Source organism: Phytobacter sp. V91 (genome assembly GCF_965644225.1).
Classification (GTDB): Bacteria; Pseudomonadota; Gammaproteobacteria; order Enterobacterales; family Enterobacteriaceae; genus CBFFRJ01.
Map to the genome: position 1 here is coordinate 1 of NZ_CBFFRJ010000107.1, position 18,292 is coordinate 18,292.

Below are 18,292 nucleotides of genomic sequence, written 5' to 3' on the forward strand. Positions count from 1 at the left end.
TTGGGCGGCTCATGGTTTGTCGGCGCCTTTGAGGCGCTCACCCTAAAGCCTCCGGCTCTGCCGGAGGATACTTACTAGTGACTGAGATCGCACATTAATAAATTCAGGGATCTTGCGAATATAAACAAAGGCTAAACCAATGCCTGGTAACAAAATAACAGGTTAAAGCCAGCCTTCATCTTTGCAGATCATCCACAGACGCATATCAAACTCCAGTTGGTGATACTGCGGCTCCATATGGCAACATAATTGATAGAACGCCTTGTTGTGATCTTTCTCTTTCAGATGCGCCAGCTCATGCACCACGATCATGCGTAAAAATGCCTCCGGCGCCTGACGAAACACCGTTGCCACACGGATCTCGGCTTTTGCTTTTAGTTTGCCGCCCTGCACGCGCGAGACCGACGTATGCAGCCCCAGCGCATTCTTCAGTACATGGATTTTGCTGTCATAAGCCACCTTGTTGATTTGTGGCGCATTACGCAAAAACTGGTTTTTGAAATCCTGGGTGTACTGGTACAGCGCCTTATCGGTGGTGATATCATGAGTGCCCGGATACCTTGTCTGTATCACCTCGCCGAGGCGATTCTGCGTAATCAGAGTTTGTACCTGGTTCAGCAGCGATTCAGGATAACCTTGTAAATAAGTAAGCGTTGTCATAGCCAGGGGTTTACATCTCCGGATAATTAAGCGATAAAACGCGCGAATTCTAGCATTCCGGAGGGGCGATGGGCCAGGTTGAGTTAATCGGACAGTCATTTGCATTAGAGCGTTTTCCACCCAATGCCGAAGAAGCGTCATTACAGGCGTGGGACGCGGCAGATGAGTATTTATTGCATCAGTTAAATGATGCCGAGGGCGTTACGCTCATTTTCAATGACAACTTTGGCGCACTTGCCTGCGCGCTGGCAGACTGCCGACCGGTTAGCATCACCGACTCTTTTATTGCTGAACAGGCCACCCGCCACAACCTGAGCCTTAACGGCCTGGATGAAGATGCGGTGGTGTTTCTCGACAGCCTCAGCGAGCTGCCGGATGCCCCGACGCGGGTGCTGATTAAGATCCCAAAACAGCTCGCCCTGCTCGAGCAGCAACTGCACGCATTGCGCCGTGTTGTGACGCCAGAAACGCAGATTATTGCCGGCGCCAAAACCCGTGATATTCACAACTCCACTATGGCGTTGTTTGAGAAGATCCTCGGCCCGACCACCACCACCCTGGCGTGGAAAAAGGCGCGACTGATCCACTGTACTTTTACCGCGCCTGAGGTTGCTGACGCACCTGAGACCTGCAGCTGGAAGCTGGACGGTACCGACTGGACTATCCACAACCATGCCAACGTCTTCTCCCGCAGCGGGCTGGATATTGGCGCTCGCCTGTTTATGCAGCATCTGCCTTCAGACATTGAAGGCGAGCTGGCGGATCTCGGCTGTGGTAACGGCGTCATTGGCCTGAAGCTGCTGGCGCAAAACCCGAACGCCCGCGTGCTCTTCACTGATGAATCGCATATGGCGGTGGCTTCCAGTTTGTTAAACGTGGAAGCCAATATGCCGGAAGCGTTAACGCGCAGTGAGTTTATGGTCAATAACGGCCTGGCAGGTATTGAACACGATCGCTTTGATGCGGTGCTGTGTAACCCGCCGTTCCATCAGCAGAGCGCCATTACCGACCATATCGCCTGGGAGATGTTCCACGATGCTCGCCGTAGCCTGAAGTATGGCGGTGAACTGATTGTGGTCGGCAACCGCCATCTTGATTACTTCCGCAAGCTGAAGAAGATTTTCGGTAACTGCAGCAATGTGGGCGCTTCAGGTAAGTTTGCGGTGCTAAAAGCGGTGAAAATACGCAAAAAGCGGTAAGGGAACGGTTTTCTCCCTCTCCCTGAGGGCTGAGGGCTCCCCAGAAAAAAATGCCCGCACGGACAGTCCCCTCTCCCATTTTGGGAGAGGGTTAGGGTGAGGGGGAGAAAAGCGCAGTATGGCTCAGTCTCCTCACCTCAATTCTCCCCAAAAGAAACGATAAATCAGATCTCCAGCGCCAGCCTTGTTCCCTGGGCAATTGCCCGGCGGGCATCCAGCTCCATTGCCACATCGCACCCGCCAATCAAATGCACCGGTTTTCCGGTCGCCCGCAAGGGTTCAAGCAGTTCACGGCGCGGCTCCTGGCCTGCGCAGAGCACAATATTATCCACCGCCAGCAATTGCGGCTCGCCATTGATCAGCAGATGCAGACCCGCGTCATCTATCTTCTGATAGCTTACCGCCGGGATCATTTTCACCCCGCGCGCCAGAAGCGTTGTGCGATGGATCCAGCCGGTTGTTTTACCTAAGCCTTCACCAGGCTTAGAGGCTTTGCGCTGCAACATCACAATCCGGCGTGGGCTTTTTGCCAACTGCGGCCCTTCCGGACGTAGCCCCCCAACATGGCTCAGGCTGGTGTCGATCCCCCATTCAACGCAGAACTCGGCGATATTCTGGCTGGTGGGTTCACCTGGCTGGCTTAAGTACATCGCGGTATCAAAACCGATCCCGCCGCAACCGATGATCGCCACGTTCTCACCCACCGGAACCTTGTCGCGCAGCACATCCAGGTAGCTCAGTACTTTCGGGAGGGCTATTCCCTCTATTTCCGGGGTGCGCGGCGCAATACCGCTGGCAAGGACCACCTCATCAAACGCCCTGAGCATCTCAGGCAGGACGAACTGGTTAAGCCGAAGCTCGACCCCGGTTATCTCAATCATGCGTCGGTAATAGCGCAGCGTCTGGTAAAACTCCTCTTTGCCGGGGATCTGTTTGGCGATATTAAACTGCCCGCCAGGCTCTGCGGCGGCATCAAACAGGGTCACGCTATGCCCACGGGCGGCTGCATTGATCGCAAAAGCCAGCCCGGCCGGGCCTGCACCTACGACCGCCAGGGTTTTGCGGGTGACGGCGGGCAGGAGCGGCATTTTCGTTTCATGGCAGGCGCGGGGATTGACCAGGCAGGAGGTAATTTTGCCGACAAAAATCTGATCCAGACAGGCCTGATTACAGCCGATACAGGTGTTTATCTCATCCGCCCGACCGCTTTGCGCCTTGGAGAGGATCTCCGCATCGGCGAGGAATGGACGGGCCATTGACACCATATCGGCATCGCCACGGGCGAGCAGATCGTTGGCGACCTGGGGATCGTTAATACGGTTGGTGGTGACCAGCGGCAGGCCGATTTTACCTTTGAGCTTACGGGTCACCCAGCTAAACGCCGCGCGCGGAACCGAAGTGGCAATGGTGGGGATCCGCGCTTCATGCCAGCCAATCCCGGTATTAATCAGGGTCGCTCCGGCAGCCTCGATCGCTTTTGCCAACTGCAGGGTTTGTTCAAACACGCCGCCGCCTTCGACCAGATCCAGCATCGACAGGCGGTAGATAATAATAAAGTTGCGGCCCACCCGTTCCCGTACCGCCCGCACGACCTCCACGGCGAAGCGCATCCGGCGGGAATAATCACCGCCCCATTGGTCATCGCGCTGGTTGGTTCGGGCGGCGAGAAATTCGTTAATTAAATAGCCTTCCGAGCCCATCACCTCCACGCCGTCATAGCCTGCCAGCTGCGCCAGCTGGGCGCAGCGGGCAAAATCGTCAATCAGCGTGAGGATTTCGTCATGGCTCAGGGCATGGGGAGTAAAACGATTAATGGGCGCCTGGATAGCCGAAGGCGCGACAAGCGCAGGCTGATAGCTGTAACGTCCGGTGTGCAGAATTTGCAGGGCGATTTTTCCCCCTTCCTGGTGCACGGCGTCGGTTATCAGGCGGTGATGAGGCAGCTGGCTTTCATCGTTCAGCACCGCCCCGCCTTGCATGGTTACACCGGAAAGCGCCGGAGCCACGCCGCCGGTCACAATCAGCGCCACCCCGTGACGCGCGCGCTCGGCGTAGAAGGCCGCCAGCCGCGCGGCCCCATCCGGATGCTCCTCCAGCCCGGTATGCATCGACCCCATCAGCACACGATTTTTTAAGGTAGTAAAACCCAGCTCAAGCGGGGCAAATAACGACGTGTAGTGGCTCATAAGGCTTCCAATGTAAAATTATTGTTATGTGGTCGGATGAGTTGTAATTTAGCTGTTACATAGGAAAAGGAAAAAGGGGATTGCGGCGATTGTGATGGGATTCAAAGAATGGTGCGGATGCGGTTGCCTCACGCCCGACCCGACAGCCTGAAGGTATAGGCTGAGTGTACCGCGTCAGCGGCGATTTTCTGAGCCATAGCCCGGGTCGCCAGGGCGGTGGCGCTTGAACCGCCCTGGCACGTTCACCGGCGATATGGCGACAGAGAAGCAAGGAACATAAAGTGAACGGAATGACCTCCAGAGCCGTATGTTTCCCCTCACCCTAACCCTCTCCCAAAATGGGAGAGGGGACTGTCCGTGCGGGCATTTTTTTCTGGAGATCCCTCTCCCTTTTTAGGGAGAGGGCGGGGTGAGGGTCAGAATTACACTTCTTCTTCTACTGCGACACGCAGCGCGGCGAGTGCGGTGCGTGCGGCTTTCAACACCTGCTCGCACTGCTCGATGGTCAGGGTTAACGGCGGTTCGATACGAATGGTTTTCGAGTTATTGAGGGTTCCGGCGACCAGCACGCGCTGGCGGAACATCTCGCTGGCGAAGGTGTAGCCAATTTCGTTGTCCACAAACTCGATAGCCATCAGCATCCCTCTGCCGCGGGCTTCCTGCACCAGATCCGGATATTCACGCGCTAACAGGCGGAAACCGTCCAGCAGCATGTCACCTTTCTGTTCAGCCTGAGCCGGTAGGTTCTCTTCCAGCAGCACGTTGATGGTGGCCAGCGCTGCCGCACAGGCCAACGGGTTACCGCCAAAGGTGGTGGTATGCAGGAAAGGATTATCGAACAGGACTGAAAAGACCTCTTCCGTGGCGATGGTCGCGCCAATCGGCATGACGCCTCCGCCCAGGGCTTTGGCGAGGCACAAAATGTCCGGGTGCACGTTTTCATGCTCGCAGGCGAACATTTTACCCGTGCGACCCATCCCGGTTTGCACCTCGTCAAAAATAAGCAGGGCGCCAAACTCATCGCACAGCTTACGTACCGCAGGCAGATAACCCGGTGGCGGCAGGATCACGCCGCCTTCACCCTGAATGGGCTCAAGGATCACCGCAGCCACGTCATCACCGGTGCTATGGCATTCACTGAGCATGGTGCGCATGGCCTCAATGTTGCTAAAGGGCACGTGACGGAAACCCGGCAGTAACGGCATAAAGGGCTTACGGAAGGTGGATTTAGCCGTTGCGGAGAGGGCACCTAATGATTTGCCATGGAACGCGCTGCTGGCGGCAATAAAGGTGAATTTTCCCCGTGGCGACTGGTACGCCTTGGCAAGCTTTAATGCCGCCTCAACGGATTCGGTGCCGCTGTTGCTGAAGAAGCTGTATTTCAGTTTGCCCGGTGTGAGTGCGGCCAGGGTTTTTGCCAGCATCGCCCGCAGAGGGTCGAGGAGTTCCTGGCTATGCAGAGGTTGTTTTGCGAGTTGATTCTGTACGGCGGATACAACGACTGGATTACGGTGCCCCACATTGAAGATGCCAAACCCACCCAGACAATCTAAAAACTCCTGACCCTGAGTGTCGACAAGCGTGTTCAGACTGCTCGCTTGCCATTCTACGGCTCCGTAATCCCCGCCAGCGGTGACAGATTTTCGATACTCCAAAAACCCCGGGTTTACATGCTCTTTAAAATATTCCCTGACCTCTCGGTTCAGTTCTTTCATCTCGTCATGATCAAGCGTTCGCTTTTCAATCAGATTCAATGCGTGAGCGCTGCACGCTAAAGCCGATGCGCTGGAAGGTAACCTGTTCAAAATGAGCTCCTGGCAGGGCGTATCACATGATACTGATTTAAGTATTGCAGGGATTGCGCCACATCGAAGCCGCAAACAAAAATCGGGATAAACGCCAGGGATAAAGTGAAATCTGCGGAATTAGATCCCGTTAGCTCGCTGTCTGAGCAGGATAAAGTGGATGAAAAGTAAACATTTTGTTGATGAATAGCTACACGATTGCGCCAGTGTGGTGCATGGCGCGCCCCTTAATGAGGCAGCCATGGTTAACATAATTAAGTTGTTTCATGGTGAAACTATATAAATCATCTGGTTATATGACATACTAAAAATATGGGTTTTTGCCGATTTGCGATCTAAATCAAATTTAACAACTAAAGATAAATTCATTATCGCCGAAATAACATCCGCCGTATTTTTTAACAGACAAATAACCTGCACAGGACGCTAACATGGCTTCTCCCCCGAATGTCGATCAACGGGAGTACATCCTTGATGATGACACCACTTTGATGTCGACCACCGATCTGCAAAGCATTATCACCCACGCTAACGACAACTTCTCTCGGGTCAGCGGCTTCAGTCAGGAAGAACTGATTGGCCAGCCGCACAATCTCGTGCGCCACCCCGACATGCCGAAAGCCGCATTTGCGGACATGTGGTTCACCTTAAAACAGGGCGAGCCCTGGAGCGGGATCGTAAAAAACCGCCGCCGTAACGGCGATCACTACTGGGTACGGGCCAATGCAGCGCCGATGGTGCGTAACGGTAAGGTTACGGGATATATGTCCATTCGCACCCGTGCCTCCGCAGAAGAAATTGCTGCGGTAACGCCGCTTTATCAGGCGTTGCAGGAAGGCCGGGCGAAAAAGCGGATCCATAAAGGGCTGGTGGTTAGTCCTGGCCTGCGGGGCGCGCTGCCTTCAATGCCACTGCGCTGGCGGGCCCGTAGCGTGATGATGCTGATGTGGCTGGTCCAGGCCGCAGGACTGTGGCTGATGAACAGCGGCCTGGCTCCCCTGGCGCTGAGTACGCTGGTGATGCTGCTGGGGTGCGCCTGCTACGAGTGGCAGATTATTCGCCCGGTAGAGCGCGTTTCGCGTCAGGCGCTGAGTGTGGCAACCGGAGAGCGTAACAGCGTAGAGCAAATAAACTGCAGCGATGAGCTGGGACTGACCCTGCGTGCCATTGGGCAGCTTGGCCTGATGTGCCGCTGGCTGATTAATGATGTTTCCTGCCAGGTCAGTAGTGTGCGAAACGGCAGTGATACGCTGGCGAAAGGCAATGATGCCCTTAATGAACGCACCCGCCAGACGGTTGTCAATGTGCAGCAAACCGTGGTCACCATGAGTCAGATGGCGGCATCGGTACAGAACAATTCTCAGACCGCCTCGGCGGCAGACAAACTCTCCAGCTCGGCCTGCGATGCGGCGACCCAGGGCGGTAATGCGATGGAAACCGTCGTCAAAACCATGGATGAGATTGCTGACAGCACCCAGCGTATTGGTTCGATAACCAAACTGATTAATGACATTGCGTTTCAGACCAATATTCTGGCGCTGAATGCGGCGGTTGAAGCGGCCAGAGCGGGCGAGCAGGGCAAAGGTTTCGCGGTGGTCGCCGGAGAAGTGCGGCACCTGGCTAGCCGGAGCGCCAGTGCGGCCAACGATATCCGTAAGCTGATTGATGCCAGCGCCAGCAAAGTGCAGTCAGGCTATGACCAGGTGCATGCTGCCGGACGCACCATGGCGGATATTGTTTCGCAGGTGCAGAATGTGACCTCGCTGATTGGACAGATCAGCAGTTCCACGTCGGAGCAGGCGCAGGGGCTGTCGGAGCTGACCCATGCGGTGGCGGAGCTGGAAGCCATTACCCAGAAAAATGCCGGGCTGGTAGAGGAGAGCGCCAGCGTGTCGGCGATGGTAAAACACCGGGCCAGTCGTTTGCAGGATGCGGTGTCGGTACTGCATTAAAGGGTAATAAACGCAACTCAACATTTTCCATTTACCTTAAGGCAAATATTCAATCCCAGGGAGGTTTTTCACCGCTTCCCTGGTACTTTTTTTCACCTTAATTCCGATAAATAAAAATATCTTCCCAGCCAAATACCCCTCATTTAATTATTGGATTATTTTGTAATTATATTTTTTAATATTTGTTAAATCGGCCATGATGTTGATCAAAATATCACCGCTTTATATTTGTAAACACTAAGGTTTTAATTCTGGTAAAATTATAGTTTAGCCGGATTAATATTTGTTGCGCAAACAAAGACTCGGTGAATATAACGATCAATAGATCTCAATTAATCGATTTAAACTATCAAGTAACGTAGTGTTATAATAAAAAAACGATCAATCTCATAAAGTTAGTTGCAACGTTACCGATAACCAGCAATGGAGGTGATATTTTAATCAGCTCCATAAGATCCTTGCGCACTAACTCTATGTGGTGCATGTGTTTTGTTAGGACAACAATAAGTTTCATGAGGAATATATGTTTTTACATGATGTAAAAATTGGCACCAAGTTATTTCTGGCGTTTGGATTCTTTATCGTCTTAATGGTGGTCAGTTCTTGTCTTTCATTGTTCAGCCTGAATCGTGCGAATAATGGAATGCAAAATATGGTTCATAGCGACTATCCGACAACGGTAAAAGCCAATCAGCTAATTGATAACTTTCAGACATTCGTCAGTACGCAGCAGTTAATGCTGCTGGATACCGATGGTAAGTGGCGAGAAGAAACCCAAAAGCAACTTAGCGATATTAGTTCGCGAATTACCCTGTTGCTTGAAGACCTCAGCAAAAACCTTCCAGAAGCTGAATCACAGAAAATCCTCGCGGACATCAAAGAAGTCCGTCAGCAATTTCTCGATTCGCGTTTTCGCATTCTGGAAAGCGTCAAAAATAACGACCAGGCAGCGGCCGTCAATGAAATGATGACCAAAATGGTACCGATTCAGAATGCCTACAAAGAGAAAGTGCTGGCGCTGATTGCCATTCAGGATGGGCAGATGAGCAAGGCGGGCGATGAGGTGCAGGCTGATTTCAGCGCCAACCGCCTGCTGCTGATCCTGCTGACGATTTTCTGTATCGGTATTGGTAGCTTGATGGGCTGGTATATCGTGCGGATGATCACCCGACCGCTGCATGAAGCAGTGGATTTTGCCGGGGCTATTGCCGCAGGCGATCTGACCGGAACGATTCATTCCAGCTCCCGTGACGAGACTGGCGTACTGCTGCGTTCCCTGATGGAGATGAAAAATCGTCTGGTGAGCATTGTGCAGGAAGTGCAGTTCGGCTCGGAAAGTATCTCCAGCGCGGCGGCACAGATTGTTGCAGGTAACCAGGATCTGGCGGCGCGTACTGAGGAGCAGGCAAGCTCGGTCGAGCAAACCGCCTCTTCGATGGAGCAGATCACTGCAACGGTGAAAAATACCGCTGAACACACAACCGAGGCGACGAATCTCTCTGCTGATGCCGCAACCGTGGTGAAGAACAACGGCGAGATGATGAAGCAGGTCACCGAGAAGATGCGTGTTATCAACGACACCTCTAACCGGATGTCAGACATCATCAACCTGATCGACGCCATTGCCTTCCAGACCAATATCCTGGCGCTGAACGCCGCGGTTGAAGCCGCGCGTGCCGGTGAGCATGGGCGTGGGTTTGCGGTGGTCGCCGGGGAAGTGCGGCAGCTGGCGCAAAAAAGCGCCTCATCGGCTAACGATATCCGTCAGTTGATCGAAAGCTCGACCAGTCAGACCCGTGAAGGGATGGCGCTGGTGGAGAAAGCCGGCAATCTGATTAACGGTATGGTGAATAACGTGCAGGAGATGAACGTGCTGCTGCGTGAAATTGGCCAGGCGAGCCGTGAGCAGACGGATGGCATCTCGCAGATCAACAGCGCCATTGGCCTGATTGACGCCACCACCCAGCAGAACTCCAGCCTGGTTGAAGAGTCGGTTGCCGCAGCGGCGGCGCTGAACGAGCAGGCAGAACACCTGCAGGGACTGGTGCAGGTATTCCGCATAAGCAACGAGAGGCAACCCGCCTAATCGAGTTGTGAAATTTCCAGTGCCGCGCGGTCAATCACGCCAACAATCTGTTTGAGCTGCGCGGCGCTGATTTCTCCCTGATTCACTTTCAAATCCAGCACGGCTTTAAAGTTCTCCAGCGCCCGTTTCATCTGCGGATCTTTACGCAGCTGAAAGCCCACGCTGCGGGCTTTGATGCGCGCCTGAATATGCGCCAGATGCTCGCTGTTCTCTGCCATCCATGCCTCGCCCTGCGGGGTAATGGCGATTTTTTTGCGCCCGCCTTCCTCCACGCTGATGACGATCAATTGTTGATCCTGCAGGAAGTCGAGAGTCGGGTAGATAACGCCAGGGCTGGGGGTGTAGTGGCCCTGAGTCAGGGATTCAATCTCTTTGATCAGTTCATAGCCATGGCTGGCATTGCGGGTCAGGAGATCCAGAATGACCAGACGCAATTCACCGTGACCGAAAAAGCGCTGGCGACGGCCGCCGCCGCGCCCATGATGATGCTCGCCATGAGCCTGTTCTCTGCCGTGGGTATGTTCGCCGTCAACGTCTGAGGAAGGGTGTCGCATGCGGTGCCTCCGTATTAGATTTGATATATCTAATTTATATCTGATTTTTCATATTAGACAACAGTGAAAATGGTTTATTTTTCATTGCATTGTTTTTATTGATTATTTTGTTGTGTTTTGGCAAGGCGTGCGCTTATGTTCTGGTGTATCTAAAAAAGATCTTGTCTTCTGCGCAAACAGCAACCATTATCATTCAGGAAAATACAGATATATCGAATTTAACTTCACGAAGGCCGATTATGACAACCCAACAACAACGTTACCCGCAGCGTGTGCGTAATGAACTGCGTTTTCGCGAATTAACGGTTTTGCGCGTGGAGCGCATTGGCGCAGGCTTCCAGCGCATTGTGCTGGGCGGTGACGCGCTCGAAGGCTTTAGCTCGAAAGGTTTTGATGACCACACCAAAGTGTTTTTCCCGCAACCGGGCAGCACTTTCACGCCGCCGCAGGTCACCGACGAAGGCATTGTGTGGGGCGACGGGCCGCGTCCTGCTTCACGGGATTACACGCCGCTGTATGACGAAAGTCGTCATGAACTGGCGATTGATTTCTTTATCCACGATGGCGGTGTGGCATGTGACTGGGCGATGAATGCCAAAGCGGGAGATTCCCTGACGATTGGCGGCCCGCGCGGCTCGCTGGTGGTGCCAGAAGATTATGCCTGGCAGTTTTACGTCTGTGACGAGTCCGGGATGCCCGCGCTGCGCCGTCGTCTGGAAGGATTAGATACGCTGGCGGTGCGCCCGGAGGTCAACGCGGTGGTAACCATTGCCGACGCCGCTTATAAAGATTACCTGGCTCACTTAAGTCATTACAACATTGAATGGGTGATTGGCCATGATGCCCAGGCAGTCGCGAACAAGCTGGCGGCGGCGAAAGTGCCGGAGGCTGAATATTATATCTGGCTCACCGGCGAGGGCGCGGTGGTGAAATCGCTGCTGGATCTGGTGGAGACTAAAAACGTCGATCAGAATCTGGTGCGTGGCCAGGCGTACTGGCACAAAAAGTAATGGACGTTACGCCCGGCGGCCCGGCGTTTACCGGGCCATCCGACACTCACGCCACTTCTTCGTACTCGGCGTCGTTTACCTGCTGCTCCAGCGTCTGGCGAATTTCGCCGAGCGCTTTCTCCTGCTGGCGGAAATAACTCTCCTGGTCGGTTAGCGTGGCCACCAGTTGCCAGGACTCCTCTTTTTCCAGCGTGTTGAGTTCCTCAATCAGGCTGGCGATATGCTGTTTAACCTCAAGAATACGCTGGCGCAGACGCTGCAAATCGTTGAGGCGATCGCTGGCCATCAAAGGCTCCAGCCCTTTTTGTAAGCGGGTTAAGATAGAGCGGATTGCGACCAGATCGCCGCGCTGACGGGCCTGATTCAGCTCGACCATGATGCCATGCGCTTCGTCTTTAAAGCCGTCATCCACCAGATCCGGATGGCATAATTTACTGGCCTGACGCCACAACCGTTTCAGCTCTGAACGCTCGTCCGGCGACATTTTTTGCTCAAAGCCAAAGCGTTTTTCTGCATCAAACTGCTGTTCCTGATAATCCTCGTACTCCTGACGGGCTTCATCCCGGGCCTGGCGCGCCGGTTCATCTTCACGGATCAGCCCTTTCTCCAGCTCCTGGGCTTCGGCCAGCAGGGAAGCGATAAGCGCGTTTTGCTGTTGCAGATGCTTGCGTGCTTCTGCTGCCTGCAATGACTGCGGCGGGAAACTTTGCCAGCGGCGGGTCAGGGTGACCAGCACATCAACGGCCTGCGCCAGATATTGCTGGCAGCGCAGATAGTCGGCCTCACGGCGGCGGGCTTCCGCTTCCTGACGGCGCACCGTGGCTTCGGCAAGGATCTTACGCAGACGTAAAATCTGCGACATCAGCGGCCCGAGGCGGGTGAGATAGAGATCGTTGAAATCATCCAGCAGCTGAATACGTGTGTTACGTTTGTCGATAAGCTCGCGTAGCTGTTCTTCCAGCGCTTTTAGCTCCAGTTTGCTGGCAGCAACCTGCGGATCCTGCCAGTGCACAACGGAACGCTGGTTTTGCAGCCAGTGGGCAATGGCGCGCAGAGCGTCACTGTAGTTCTTCTCTTCCAGCGCCCACACGATATACGCCAGCTCACCGTCCGTCGCTTCGGTTTTCAGTAATGGAAGCTGACTGAGGATGATCCCGTCATCTTCCAGTTCAATCGCGTATTTAATGATTTCAAGCCGTTTGATAGGTTTGTTCATGGCGTTTCGTTAAGGCGCTTAAGTGATTCAGTTAATGGTAGTTGTTATTTGCGAACATGAAATAAGCTTATTGTCGCAGCCGCAAATGGCTGCGTACCCACCCAGGCAGATTAGCATGTGCCCGCCGGTGCCGATATGGTCGAAATCATAATACAGGCGACAGGTTACAGTGCATTAGTATTCCGCAAATAAATACCTCTCCAGTTCGAATTTTAGTCATCCCCGCTCGTTACATATTCATCCCATGAAGTGATTTAGCTCTCAAATCTCCATGAAACCGGTTGCATGGACTTTTGACCAGGTTAGCATGAAACCGGTTTCACTCAGTTGCATGACACACTTCCGATAAAAAAAGGTAGATAAAACATGGCTGTTATCCGGGATTACAACAAATTAGCAGGCGATATCCTCCGGGAGGTTGGGGGGGAAGAAAACATCAATAGCTTTTCCCGCTGCGCCACGCGCTTACGTCTGGTTTTGAACGACACCCCTGCCGATGCAAAACGTCAGGTGCAGGCTTTACCTGGAGTCATTGCGGTTGTTGAAAGCGGCGGGCAATTTCAGGTGGTGATCGGCACTCATGTGGCTGATGTGTTCAATGCCATGTCGGGTCTGGTGAAAGAGACCGGAACGGCTCCTGTCAGCCAGAAGAAAACAAGCTGGCTGGATGCGGTGATTGCCACCATGTCCGCCGTGTTTGCGCCAATCGTCTATATTCTGGCGGCGGCCGGGATCCTGCAGGGGCTGTTGATTGTGCTCGGCCTGATTGATGCCGATATCAAAACCACCGGCACCTTTGCCGTACTGAACTTTATGTCCTGGACGCCGTTTGCCTTCCTGCCGGTGTTTATCGCCATCACGGCGGCGCGTCATTTCAAATGTAATCCCTTTATTGCCGTTCTCTGCTGCTGTGCGCTGATTAGCCCTGACTGGGCGGCGCTGGCAGGCCGCATTGCCGGCGGTGAGAGCATTAATTTCCTCTTTTTCCCGTTGTCGAAAACGGTCTATACCTCCTCCGTTTTACCGCCGCTGTTCCTGGTGTGGGCGCTCTCCTGGTTTGAACGCCGGGTTGAAAAATGGATGCCGGAAGTGGTCAGCCCGCTGTTTACCCCGCTGATTTGCTTTGTGGTGATTGTGCCGCTGACGCTTATCGTGATTGGCCCTATTACCACCTGGGCGGCAATGGGCGTGGCAAATGGCTATAACGCGCTGTTCCACGCCGCGCCTGCTGTTGCGGCGGCGGTGATTGGTGGTGTCTGGCAGATTATCGTTATCTTCGGCGTGCACTGGGGTATTACGCCGGTGATCATGGCGAACTTCGACACCCAGGGTTATGACTCCTTCCAGGCTTACCAGACCATTGCGGTTATCGGCCAGATGGCGGCGGTGTTTGGCGTGTTCCTGAAAACCCGTAACACCCAGTTAAAAGCGACCTCAATGTCGGCCGGTATTACCGCGATTTTCGGTATCACCGAACCGGCGATTTATGGTGTGACCCTGCGTTACAAAAAACCCTTTATCTGCGGCTGTATCGGTGGTGCGGTGGGTGCGGTTGTTGCCAGCCTCTTTGGTAGCCTCTACTACGCTTATGCGGCGCTGCCGGGCCTGTTCACGCTGGTGAATGCCATTAGCCCGGATGCCCCGATGTCCTTTATCGGCGAACTGGCCGGGGCAGGTACGGCCATTGTGCTGACCATTGTGATGGTGCAGTTCGTGGGCTTTGAAGATCCGGCCAATGAAGTCGAAACGAAAACCGTTGAACCGGTAAAAGCGCAGGCGACGCCGAATGTTGCGGTCGCTTCTGTTGAGATGTTAAGCCCGCTGAAAGGCGAAGTGATTGCGCTCGAAAGCGTGCCTGATGAAGCCTTTGCGGGTAAAGCGCTGGGTGATGGTATCGCCATCAAACCATTCGAGGGCCGGGTGGTCGCACCCTGTGACGCCACGGTCGCAACGCTTATCGATTCACATCATGCCATCGGGTTATTGTGCGATAATGGCGCAGAGTTACTGATCCATGTCGGCTTAAATACCGTCAACCTGCAGGGACAGCATTTCCGTCCGCTGGTGAAAGAGGGAGATGTGGTCAAAGCGGGAACGCCACTTCTTGAATTCGATAAAGCCAGCATTGAGAGCGAAGGATACGATCTGATTACCCCGGTTCTGGTGGTGAACAGTGAAGACTTTACGCTGACGAAGCATCAGCTTGCGGGTGCAATCGGTATGGGGGCGCCACTGATGTCTCTCGCATAAAGAGATACTGGCCACGTCATGGTGTCATGAAGCTTGCCGCAGGACGCGGCGAGCTTCACAAGGAAACTCTTTCGCCGTGCATTTTCGCATCAGGTCTGCCCGCTGGCAGGTTTGTTGCGTTGTGAGCCACCCTTTGACTGAGGTTTGATTATGGTAACGATACTGGATGTCGCGAGGCTGGCGGGTGTGTCAAAAGCGACAGTCTCCCGCGCGCTAAATGGCAAGGTGTTTGTGCGTGAAGAGGTAAAGGCCCGAATTATGCAGGCCATTGCCGACACCGGGTATCGCCCTAATCTGCTGGCGCGCAATCTTGCCAACAGCAAAACCAATTCAGTGGGGCTGGTTATCACCAACGGGCTGTACAACGGCCCGTTCTTCTCCAGCATGATTTACCATGCCGCAACGTGCAGTGAGAGCCACAGCCGACAGCTGGTGCTCGCGGACGGTAAACACAGTGCCCAGGATGAGCGTAACGCGATTGATTTACTCCTTGAGCTTCGCTGCGAAGCCATCATGATCTACCCCAAATATCTGTCGGTCAGTGAGCTGGATGACATCATTGACAGCAACCAAACCCCTGTCGTTGTCATTAATCGGGAACTTATCAGAAACAAGAATCAGTGCGTCTTTATCGATCACCGACGCAGCAGCGAAGAGATGGTGGAGCACCTGCTCGCCCAGGGACACCGGCAGATTGCTTTTGTGGCAGGCATCTGTGGATCGCCTACCGGAGAGCGGCGTTTACGCGGCTATCGCGATGCGCTGCGTAAAGCGGGTATCAGCCCGGATCCGAAGCTGGTGGTCCGTGGTGCCTGGAGCACGGAAAGCGGGTATGAGGCCGGGCGGCAGTTGCTCGCGCAAAATATCCCCTTCACCTGCGTACTGGCGGCAAACGATGATATGGCGATAGGCCTGGCAAAAGCCTTCCAGGAAGCGGGAAAGCGCCTGCCGGAAGATATCTCTCTTGCCGGATTCGATGATTCAGTGATTGGTAAGTATTTCACGCCTGCTTTGACAACGATGCACGTCCCAATGGACGACATGATCCGTGACGCGGTCGAGATACTGTTGAACCCTGATGAGGCACACATTTCATCTCATCTGGGCAGGCTGGTTAACCGGGATTCCGTCGCCCGGCGCGTTAATGGAGTGAATGAACACACGTCATAAGGCGAAAGAGTCATGCTGTACTCAAGAGCGCATTTTGTTGTTGGCTGGATAGCCACCATTGCCTGTTGTTTTATGTATATTTCGTATATCCCGCTGATTATGGACAATTTGCAGGGGCTAAAAACCAATCCGTTACAGCCATTAGCTGCCGCCGTGAACTGCGTATTATGGGTGACCTACGGCCTGCTGAGTGAACGCAAAAACTGGCCGATAGTGATTGCCAACTCGCCGGGCATCGTGCTCGGTCTTATCACCTTCAGCACCGGGTTATAACAGCCAGCCCAAACGAACAAGCCGCCCTGCATTACGCACTGGCGGCTTTTGTTTTATCTCTGGCCTCCTGATTTCAGCCGCATGCCGCGAGAGAGCGTTGCGATACGCTGCGTCCGACCGTATAACACGAACAGAATAAACCCACGACCGTTAAATACGTAGCGACAGGCCAGCATGATGAGCAGCGATGCCAGCATGATAACCACATGATGCGTATCCCCCTTCAGCAAGGTCACCGCCAGCAGCGCCGCGCTTAGTACGGTGAGAATGCCATGCATCAGACCATACCACGCCAGCCCGGATGTTTTACCGCGGGCGATGAGGTATCCAGCGGTCAGATTACTGAAAATAAACAGGATGGCGGGGACGAAGAAGAGGAACACCCTCACCGGCGGCGTCTGCTTTGGCAACAGCGCCAACAGCGTAAGCACATTACCGGCATAAGCCATCAGGAAAAAGAGCAGCACAAACGCCAGCGGAAAACCGTTCTGTCGCGGCAGTTCAGCGGGCGGTTTCGCAAACCAGCGCTCCAGCTCGGGCGTTGAGTGTTGCAGCAGGCTGTTATCGCCGCGCGCAATAACCTGATCCATCTCTCTGCCGTGCGCCAGCAAATCGCAAAAATACCAACCGGAGAGTATCGTTGTTAATCGCATTACTGTACCGCCAGCGACTGAATGGTTCCCACGATGTAGCGTCCTGCTTTGGGAATATTGCCTGGCGAGGCAATGATGCCGTTTACCGCACTGCCCGCAAGAGCCGCTCCGCTGGTCACCAGATTGCTTAACTGCCTTGCTAATTCGACCTGCACGGGTTCAATCGGAAAGCGTTTCGGGTAAATGCCCGCGCGAATGAGGGCTTTGATTTCTTTATTGCTGATACCGGGATTTTGCGCGCGAATAATCAGCTCAGTGAGGCGCTTACGATCCTGACGAGGGTATTCCTGTAACCACTGTGAGGCTTTCAGGGATGAAACGGATTTCATGGCGCGCCAGGTGGCAAGCGCTTCTTTAAGGGCACCTCCGGCGCTTGCCAGGGAAACGACATCCAGCGCGGTCGAGGTCGCGTTATACCAGCCCTGTGAATCCAGCCAGGCGACCTCTTCACCGCCATTTTCCACCAGATCGTACAGACGGAAGAGGCCATTTACGCATTGCAGGCCAGTGGCCATGGCTCCGGCATAACCCAGGGCGACCAGTGCGCCGCTGGTTCCGGCGGTAAGCGGTACGGCCAGACTTCCTGTGAGCATGACCCCGGCAGTAATAATCATCGCGCCGCAGGAAAGGACGGTTGAGGCGATTTTCGGCCCGAGCGAGGTTGCGGAAACAGCGTCGGTGAGTGATTTACCTACGCTGGATTTTGACCCTTGCGTGGGGGATTTCGTCACAACAACATGGGTCACGATGCCGCTTTGGCCATTCGGATGGCGTTTGCTGGGACGTACCAGATATCGCTGTGGGCCATCGGCGTAGATAATCCCCGCCAGCGCAAAGTCACGCGTACAGTCCATAGCCGCGCCAAGCGCAGCGAAATTGAAATCTGTCGCACCGTTACCGCTAAAGCGTGCGAAATCATAACTGAGCATATTTGCTTCAGGATTGAGTCCGGGCAGCGTCATTTTCATTCCTTGTAATAATGATAACTACAGAATTAATTCAGGATTATTCCTGGACTTCCAGGGCGGAAAATTTCAGTTTTTCCCCAACGGAGATGTATTTCAGCGAAAAATATTCAGACCAGACGGTGATAGTCGCTAAGTTAAATACACTGTCGGGTTAGCATGACTCGATAAAGATAAATACTTTAATTCATTGATTTTAAGTATTTTTAATTGATTCTGGTCTCATTGCTACCCTTGCTAAGGAAGGTGCGATTTAATCGTCAGTTATGAGAACATAAGGCTTTCTTTGCCATAGATTTTTCACGATGCCCGC

Annotated in this window: 14 protein-coding genes; 7 read left to right on the forward strand and 7 right to left on the reverse strand. The window is 53.8% G+C overall.

Going from position 1 to position 18,292, the window contains the following annotated elements:
• Nucleotides 1-162: 162 nt before the first annotated feature.
• Nucleotides 163-660 (reverse strand): YgjP-like metallopeptidase domain-containing protein, encoded by a 498-nt coding sequence (locus ACSZO4_RS18995; protein ID WP_437890594.1) that lies wholly within the window; start codon nucleotides 658-660, stop codon nucleotides 163-165.
• A 68-nt stretch (nucleotides 661-728) separates the two neighbouring features.
• Between ACSZO4_RS18995 and rlmG the strand changes: the two genes are divergently transcribed.
• On the forward strand, nucleotides 729-1,859 hold the full coding sequence (gene rlmG, locus ACSZO4_RS19000) for a 23S rRNA (guanine(1835)-N(2))-methyltransferase RlmG (RefSeq protein WP_437890595.1): 1,131 nt from the start codon (nucleotides 729-731) through the stop codon (nucleotides 1,857-1,859).
• A gap of 164 nt (nucleotides 1,860-2,023) precedes the next feature.
• Here rlmG and ACSZO4_RS19005 read toward each other — a convergent pair whose 3' ends face one another.
• Together ACSZO4_RS19005 and ygjG are read right to left on the reverse strand one after the other, a co-directional pair.
• The gene (locus tag ACSZO4_RS19005) at nucleotides 2,024-4,045 is read right to left on the reverse strand and encodes an FAD-dependent oxidoreductase (protein WP_437890596.1); all 2,022 of its coding nucleotides are present in this window, start codon (nucleotides 4,043-4,045) and stop codon (nucleotides 2,024-2,026) included.
• 422 nt (nucleotides 4,046-4,467) lie between these two features.
• Nucleotides 4,468-5,850: a putrescine aminotransferase gene (gene ygjG, locus ACSZO4_RS19010; RefSeq protein ID WP_437890597.1), complete on the reverse strand. Its 1,383-nt coding sequence runs from the start codon at nucleotides 5,848-5,850 to the stop codon at nucleotides 4,468-4,470.
• A gap of 431 nt (nucleotides 5,851-6,281) precedes the next feature.
• On the opposite strand from ygjG, the gene ACSZO4_RS19015 reads away from it, so the two are divergent.
• Complete coding sequence (locus ACSZO4_RS19015) at nucleotides 6,282-7,802, forward strand: methyl-accepting chemotaxis protein (RefSeq protein ID WP_437890598.1); 1,521 nt, start codon at nucleotides 6,282-6,284, stop codon at nucleotides 7,800-7,802.
• A gap of 523 nt (nucleotides 7,803-8,325) precedes the next feature.
• A complete protein-coding gene (locus ACSZO4_RS19020) occupies nucleotides 8,326-9,888 on the forward strand; it encodes a methyl-accepting chemotaxis protein (protein ID WP_437890599.1) in 1,563 nt (520 codons plus the stop codon).
• Here the strand turns inward: ACSZO4_RS19020 and ACSZO4_RS19025 are convergent.
• Nucleotides 9,885-10,442, reverse strand: coding sequence for a PadR family transcriptional regulator (locus ACSZO4_RS19025; protein ID WP_437890600.1), 558 nt, complete (start codon nucleotides 10,440-10,442; stop codon nucleotides 9,885-9,887). The genes ACSZO4_RS19020 and ACSZO4_RS19025 overlap by 4 nt on opposite strands.
• A 239-nt stretch (nucleotides 10,443-10,681) precedes the next feature.
• Between ACSZO4_RS19025 and ACSZO4_RS19030 the strand changes: the two genes are divergently transcribed.
• Nucleotides 10,682-11,452, forward strand: a complete 771-nt coding sequence (locus ACSZO4_RS19030; protein WP_437890601.1) for a siderophore-interacting protein — start codon at nucleotides 10,682-10,684, stop codon at nucleotides 11,450-11,452.
• A 46-nt stretch (nucleotides 11,453-11,498) separates the two neighbouring features.
• On the opposite strand, the gene ACSZO4_RS19035 is transcribed toward ACSZO4_RS19030, so the two are convergent.
• Nucleotides 11,499-12,668: a DNA repair protein gene (locus tag ACSZO4_RS19035; protein WP_437890602.1), complete on the reverse strand. Its 1,170-nt coding sequence runs from the start codon at nucleotides 12,666-12,668 to the stop codon at nucleotides 11,499-11,501.
• Between the two features lie 366 nt (nucleotides 12,669-13,034).
• On the opposite strand from ACSZO4_RS19035, the gene ACSZO4_RS19040 reads away from it, so the two are divergent.
• The 3 genes from ACSZO4_RS19040 to ACSZO4_RS19050 all read left to right on the forward strand — a co-directional run bounded on the left by ACSZO4_RS19040 (nucleotide 13,035) and on the right by ACSZO4_RS19050 (nucleotide 16,361).
• Complete coding sequence (locus ACSZO4_RS19040; protein ID WP_437890603.1) at nucleotides 13,035-14,918, forward strand: beta-glucoside-specific PTS transporter subunit IIABC; 1,884 nt, start codon at nucleotides 13,035-13,037, stop codon at nucleotides 14,916-14,918.
• Nucleotides 14,919-15,068: 150 nt separating this feature from the next.
• Complete coding sequence (locus tag ACSZO4_RS19045) at nucleotides 15,069-16,088, forward strand: LacI family DNA-binding transcriptional regulator (RefSeq protein ID WP_437890604.1); 1,020 nt, start codon at nucleotides 15,069-15,071, stop codon at nucleotides 16,086-16,088.
• Between the two features lie 12 nt (nucleotides 16,089-16,100).
• Nucleotides 16,101-16,361, forward strand: coding sequence for a SemiSWEET family transporter (locus ACSZO4_RS19050; protein WP_437890605.1), 261 nt, complete (start codon nucleotides 16,101-16,103; stop codon nucleotides 16,359-16,361).
• A 53-nt stretch (nucleotides 16,362-16,414) separates the two neighbouring features.
• On the opposite strand, the gene ACSZO4_RS19055 is transcribed toward ACSZO4_RS19050, so the two are convergent.
• Both ACSZO4_RS19055 and ACSZO4_RS19060 read right to left on the reverse strand, forming a co-directional pair.
• Nucleotides 16,415-17,014 carry a hypothetical protein gene (locus ACSZO4_RS19055; protein WP_437890606.1) on the reverse strand — a complete coding sequence of 200 codons (600 nt, stop codon included), beginning with the start codon at nucleotides 17,012-17,014 and terminating at the stop codon, nucleotides 16,415-16,417.
• On the reverse strand, nucleotides 17,014-17,976 hold the full coding sequence (locus tag ACSZO4_RS19060; protein WP_437890607.1) for a hypothetical protein: 963 nt from the start codon (nucleotides 17,974-17,976) through the stop codon (nucleotides 17,014-17,016). Before ACSZO4_RS19060 ends, ACSZO4_RS19055 begins: the two co-directional genes overlap by 1 nt.
• Nucleotides 17,977-18,292: the final 316 nt, after the last annotated feature.

Excerpts from the sequence above, each read along its gene's own strand:
- ACSZO4_RS18995 (WP_437890594.1), bottom strand. The coding sequence starts at position 660 with ATGACAACGCTTACTTATTTACAAGGTTATCCTGAATCGCTGCTGAAC.
- rlmG (WP_437890595.1), top strand. The coding sequence starts at position 729 with ATGGGCCAGGTTGAGTTAATCGGACAGTCATTTGCATTAGAGCGTTTT.
- ACSZO4_RS19005 (WP_437890596.1), bottom strand. The coding sequence starts at position 4,045 with ATGAGCCACTACACGTCGTTATTTGCCCCGCTTGAGCTGGGTTTTACT.
- ACSZO4_RS19015 (WP_437890598.1), top strand. The coding sequence starts at position 6,282 with ATGGCTTCTCCCCCGAATGTCGATCAACGGGAGTACATCCTTGATGAT.
- ACSZO4_RS19020 (WP_437890599.1), top strand. The coding sequence starts at position 8,326 with ATGTTTTTACATGATGTAAAAATTGGCACCAAGTTATTTCTGGCGTTT.
- ACSZO4_RS19025 (WP_437890600.1), bottom strand. The coding sequence starts at position 10,442 with ATGCGACACCCTTCCTCAGACGTTGACGGCGAACATACCCACGGCAGA.
- ACSZO4_RS19030 (WP_437890601.1), top strand. The coding sequence starts at position 10,682 with ATGACAACCCAACAACAACGTTACCCGCAGCGTGTGCGTAATGAACTG.
- ACSZO4_RS19035 (WP_437890602.1), bottom strand. The coding sequence starts at position 12,668 with ATGAACAAACCTATCAAACGGCTTGAAATCATTAAATACGCGATTGAA.
- ACSZO4_RS19040 (WP_437890603.1), top strand. The coding sequence starts at position 13,035 with ATGGCTGTTATCCGGGATTACAACAAATTAGCAGGCGATATCCTCCGG.
- ACSZO4_RS19045 (WP_437890604.1), top strand. The coding sequence starts at position 15,069 with ATGGTAACGATACTGGATGTCGCGAGGCTGGCGGGTGTGTCAAAAGCG.
- ACSZO4_RS19050 (WP_437890605.1), top strand. The coding sequence starts at position 16,101 with ATGCTGTACTCAAGAGCGCATTTTGTTGTTGGCTGGATAGCCACCATT.
- ACSZO4_RS19055 (WP_437890606.1), bottom strand. The coding sequence starts at position 17,014 with ATGCGATTAACAACGATACTCTCCGGTTGGTATTTTTGCGATTTGCTG.
- ACSZO4_RS19060 (WP_437890607.1), bottom strand. The coding sequence starts at position 17,976 with ATGACGCTGCCCGGACTCAATCCTGAAGCAAATATGCTCAGTTATGAT.